The sequence below is a fragment of the Streptomyces sp. NPDC059900 genome, assembly GCF_050270335.1.
In the GTDB taxonomy this organism is placed as follows: Bacteria; Actinomycetota; Actinomycetes; order Streptomycetales; family Streptomycetaceae; genus Streptomyces.
The window spans coordinates 1-4,824 of record NZ_JBNNJZ010000593.1; the positions used below are offsets into that span (position 1 = coordinate 1).

Below are 4,824 nucleotides of genomic sequence, written 5' to 3' on the forward strand. Positions count from 1 at the left end.
CTCTGGACAGGTCCCGTGCTCGCCGTCCTGCTGGGGACTCTCGTGCAAGGGCCCGCGGCCCACCGGACCCAGACCGTCGCGGTGCATCCCGCTGCGGCCGTCGACGGCCCGGGACTGCGCGCGCTGTTCGGTTCGGAGAACCGGGTGATCCATACGCAAGAACGGGTAGTTGCCGTGACGTTCAACGCGGCCTGGAACGACGCCGGCCTGGACAGCATCCTCGGTGAACTCGCCCGCCGTCGCGCACCCGCCACGTTCTTCCTGACGGGCGAATTCGCCCACCGGCACCCCTCCGTGGTGAAAAGGATCGCGGCAGCCGGACACGGACTGGGCAACCACTCCTTCAGCCACCCCCACTTCAAGTCCCTGGCCAAGGCCGGACGACAGCAGGAAGTCGTGGCGGCCGACCGCGCCCTTCGCGCGGCCGGGGCAGCCCGCGCGGTGACGCCCTTCTTCCGCTTCCCGTACAGCGAGACCAGCCCCGCGCATATCCGGGAGATCAACGCCCTCGGATACGCGGACATCGAGTTCACCACCGACACCAACGGCTGGAAGGGAACCCAAGGCGGCATGACGGTGGACCGCGCCGTGGACAGGGCACTGGATGCGCTGCGTCCAGGAGCGGTCCTGCAGATGCACCTCGGGGCATCACAGGGCCGCACCGAGGTGATCGACGCCCAGGCCCTGCCCCGCATCCTCACGGCGCTCACCGCCCGCGGCTACCGTGTCATCGACCTGCGCACCCTGCTCACCTTCAACTCCTCGGTGACGTAGAGTTTCGGCTTTCCCGTTCAGTTGGGGCATGCGGGACCTGACGCGGTTGTCGCGATGTCCTTGTCGAGACGTGATCAGGTCAGTTGGTCAGCCACGTTTCCCGGTCCGGACCGCGCACTTCACCAGGCGCCTTGGTCAGCAGTTTGACGCTGCGTCCCTCCTTGCCACGGTGGTCCGCTTGTCCCGGGTGGCATTCGATCGAGACTGCGACCGATGCTCGCCTGCCCCGACCCTGTCCGTCCCTCGCCCTGCGCCCCGACGCCCCTGAGCGATCCCTGACCCAACCCGGAAAAGCCCCCGACAGAGGCACCACATGGGCGACCGCGCCCCTACCGTGACGTCGGTGCCCCGGCCGGGCCCGGACTCCAGACACAACCGCCCTTTTCACGAGGAGGAACCATGCCGTTAGCGAGGGGCAGATTCCCACTGCGGCGCAGCGCCCCGCGGGGCACGGCCATGGTCGTGGGAGCCGCCATGGCCGATGGAGGCGAGCACGCCGATGTCCGCGTCGTCCACCTCGGTATCGGCGCTGCCCCCGGCTACCCCAGTCTTCTGCTCGGACTGGCACCTGCCGGTGCGCGACTACGCGGAGTACGCCTCGCTCGTCGCCATGATGAAGGTGACAGCGCCTGACCTGCCCTACCTGCTGCCGATCCACATGGCGGCGGCTTGTCTGGGCGCGCCGACCGCCAACCCGCAGCACCGCCTGGATGCACCCGGTGCCCCGCCGATCCTGGTGTCCAACGCGTTGCACGACCCCGCCACCGGCTACCCGTGGGCAGTTTCGGTGGCCCGACAGCTCGGCCGCAGCGGCGTGCTTCTGACCTACGAGGGCTACGGCCACGGCAGCGTCACCAGCGGCCCGTGTGTGCAGGACGCCGTGGACAGCTATCTCACCGACCTGGCTGTCCCGCCACGGGGCACCAGCTGCCCCGCCGTGCTGCCCTGACAGCCGCCGATCCGGATCCGCCTACCGTGATTCCTGCCTGGTCAGGGGGAGCAGGACACTGCACTGATCGGATGCCGGGGGATCTCCGCTCGGCCGGTCTTCGGCGCAACGGACCCTGGTGTATGGGAGATTGGGCGGTCCTCAACGCCGCCCGGTGCCGCCTTCCCGCAGCTCGCGTCGGAGTGAATCCTCCTTTGCCGCCGCCAGATGGCGGTCCGCCGCGGCACAACCGCCGGGCCTGACCGGATGTACGGGAAGGCCCTGGCCGGCGACACGCGTCTGCCGCCCTGAGTGATCTTCGTATGTGCGTCGTCCGTCTGCATCCGCACGCAGGTTCGGGGCGGAAATTGGTGGCAGAGCTCCTGGGCCGAGCCCCCGCCGGTGGCTCGTTCCAGACCAGCTCGCCGCGTTCGGTGTCCGGGCGGCGGGTGCGGGCAGGCACCGACCGGCTCGTACGGGACCAGGCGCGCTACTCCCGGGTGACGGCCGGTCCTTTGCACCGGAGTCATGCGCCGAACTCTGTCCGGGCTCGAGGGCCTCGAAGAACCTCGATGCGGCAGTTCCCTGGGGATCATGTACTGCTGACGCCGTCGTGCGCGGGTAAACCGACCTGCGAGCGACAACCCCTGTCTCATATAACCGCACGCGAGGGGGCGCGGTCTTCCTTCCCGGTTTGCAGCACCAGGTCAGCGAAAGCGGTGAGTCCGGCACAGGTCCCGATGACCTGTGCCGGACTCACATGGGAGTTACCGCTGGGGAGCGAGCGCCTGTAGGCGGGGCCTGTAGGCCACCGGGCTCCTGTCAGCCGCTTGAGGCCGCGGCGGCCGTGGCCTGGCGCTGCTGCAGTGAGAGGACGACCAGGCCCGCGAAGACCTGGAGGGGAAGCGGCACACCCGTGAATTCGGCGGTGAGCCCGCTGCCGAACCGGCCGGGCCGGAACTCGCCGACGACGCTGCCGCCCCGGACCAGTTGTCGCCTGCCGCGAAATGCCGAGGGCCGCATCAACTCGTACTCTCCCTCCGCGCCGATGATGTTCCACCGCCGGCCGGATCGGTGCGCCTCGGCCCGGATCGGTCCCCCTGCCGTTCCTTCGTGCATCTCGAAGGACCGGCCCCAGCGCGAGGACCGCAACTCGAAGTCCTCACCGGCCAGCTCCACGTGTCCGCCGGACTTCCAGGCGTGCCCGGACCACTGTGCGACCGGGCGGCCCTCCGAGAGGATTTGGTAGGTGCGCCCGAAGGCACGTTCGCGATGGATCTCGAGCATGTGGCACTCCTGCGTGAGGGGGGGCGGTTTCGAGCGGCTGTGCATGGCCTTCCCGCAAAGATCCTGTCGATGCCCGTGGCGAGGACGGCGGCACCGGAGGTGTGCCGGGGCAGAGGGCCGCAGCAGTCAGGCCGCCCGGTGCAGGGGAGTCCGGGAACCTGCAGTGCACGCGGAGCGATGCCCGCCCCTGACGGCCATGCCACCGGTTGCCGGCCAGGCCTGCGCCCCCCGTTCCGGTGTCCGGGACGTTGCGGCTCCTGCCGTCGGCTCGCGCCGGCAGTGCCGCAGTCCCGCCGCGCCGGGGTTCATGCGGGTAGGGCTTCGTGCCGTTGGAGATGGCGTCCCAGGGCTCGGAGGGCCAGTACTTCCAGCCCCAGAGTGAGGAGACCGATGAGGGCGCCGGTAAGGGAGCCGAGCATCATGAACGCGGTGTGGGAGACCAGAATCCCGCCGATCAGCCACAGCCGGTGGCTGTTGGTCCAGTTGCTTGCTGTGCGCCAGCGTGCGGCGAGCCAGGCGAACGGGAGCGCTGTCATGGCCGCGGCGATCAGCATGAGCGGCTTCGACATGGCGTCGTCGAGAAGCAGGTCTCCCTCGAGGCCGAGCGGCAGCAGCGTGGTCAGGAACGCCATGGTCAGATAGACAGAAATGAACCCGACCACCAGGGGACGTGGCGCCTTCCGGCTGGGGTGGATCACCACTTGTGACCGGTGCCGGGGCAGGACGCGCAGGGCAAACCAGACCAGCAGTGCGATCGCGACGAGGTAGATGACGGTCCAGCCCATGGGGGTTCGGTAACCGGGGTCTTCGGTGCCCGAGATGCCAAGACGCAGGCCGAGTACGCCGATGCCGGCCATCACGCCGGTGACGACGAGGCCACCGCCCCGCAGATAGGGCCGCTCGCGCAGACGGGGATAGAGCAGATTGGCGATCATGACAGGGAGCAGCACGCTGAGTACGACATGGATGCCGATCTGGGATTCCCAGTAGGTCCAGTTGATACCGAAGGCGCGCAGGCCCCAGTCGGCGGCGTCGTACATGTCCGGGCTGTTGAGGGCTTGGAGGCCAAGGCCGTCTTCGGCCAGCTGGTAGGCCAGACCCAGGGCCACCAGGCTCGGCCATCCGCCGCCGAAGCGGACCACCGCCTCGCGGATGAGCAGAACGCCGGCGCCGTACATCACCAGTAGCAGGGGCAGGGCGATCCACGTGCTGGGTACCGCCACGGCGGTGAAGGTCAGTTCTGCGCACAGCGTCGTCAGCAGTGCCAGGGTCCATGCAGCGCGTACGCGGCGGGTCCCGGGCGGGGAGTGAGCGGAGCGGAGGGTGCGGGTGGTGGGGGGAGTGGGGTTCATCGTGCGCGCTTTCTGCGGGGCGTCATGCCTGGGCGTGGGCGTCGGTCAGGCCCTGGATATCGATCTTGGTCATGGCGTGCAGGGCAGTCAGGACGCGTTCGGCGGTTGCCGGATCGGCGGTCCGCAGCAGTTCGCGCAGACACGCGGGCATGACCTGCCAGGTCATGCCGAAGCGGTCGACGAGCGAGCCGCCGGGCCCTTCCGTGCCTCCGTCGGTGAGGTCCGCCCAGAGGGCATCGAGATCCGTCTGGTTCTCGCACTCCGTGTAGAGGGAGACGGCGGGGGTGAAGGGGTACTGCGGTCCGCCGTTGTATGCGGTGTACTGCTGCCCGTCCAGGGTGAAGTCGACGGTGGTGACGCGGCCTTCCGGGTCCCGCTGGGTATCGCGGATCACGGAGTTGGGGAACAGGGCGGTGTAGTGGGCGGCAAGGGCTTCGGCCTGGCCGTCGACCCACAGAAAGGTGCTGATGCTCATGAGTGTTC

Annotated in this window: 5 protein-coding genes; 2 read left to right on the top strand and 3 right to left on the bottom strand. The window is 69.1% G+C overall.

The annotated features are described in order from the left end of the window. On the top strand, positions 1-774 hold a 774-nt coding region (locus tag ACQKIP_RS39865), incomplete at its 5' end, for a polysaccharide deacetylase family protein (protein WP_427745286.1). Between the two features lie 499 nt (positions 775-1,273). Then, positions 1,274-1,723: an alpha/beta hydrolase gene (locus ACQKIP_RS39870; protein WP_365862190.1), complete on the top strand. Its 450-nt coding sequence runs from the start codon at positions 1,274-1,276 to the stop codon at positions 1,721-1,723. An 801-nt stretch (positions 1,724-2,524) separates the two neighbouring features. On the opposite strand, the gene ACQKIP_RS39875 is transcribed toward ACQKIP_RS39870, so the two are convergent. The 3 genes from ACQKIP_RS39875 to ACQKIP_RS39885 form a co-directional block, all read right to left on the bottom strand. After that, positions 2,525-2,989, bottom strand: a complete 465-nt coding sequence (locus ACQKIP_RS39875; RefSeq protein WP_365862188.1) for a hypothetical protein — start codon at positions 2,987-2,989, stop codon at positions 2,525-2,527. Between the two features lie 305 nt (positions 2,990-3,294). Then, complete coding sequence (locus tag ACQKIP_RS39880; RefSeq protein WP_365862187.1) at positions 3,295-4,341, bottom strand: hypothetical protein; 1,047 nt, start codon at positions 4,339-4,341, stop codon at positions 3,295-3,297. A 22-nt stretch (positions 4,342-4,363) separates the two neighbouring features. After that, on the bottom strand, positions 4,364-4,824 hold a 461-nt coding region (locus ACQKIP_RS39885), incomplete at its 5' end, for a VOC family protein (RefSeq protein ID WP_427745287.1).

Bases quoted from the DNA above. Each gene is read 5' to 3' on its own strand.
- ACQKIP_RS39875 (WP_365862188.1), bottom strand. From the start codon at position 2,989: ATGCTCGAGATCCATCGCGAACGTGCCTTCGGGCGCACCTACCAAATC.
- ACQKIP_RS39870 (WP_365862190.1), top strand. From the start codon at position 1,274: ATGTCCGCGTCGTCCACCTCGGTATCGGCGCTGCCCCCGGCTACCCCA.
- ACQKIP_RS39880 (WP_365862187.1), bottom strand. From the start codon at position 4,341: ATGAACCCCACTCCCCCCACCACCCGCACCCTCCGCTCCGCTCACTCC.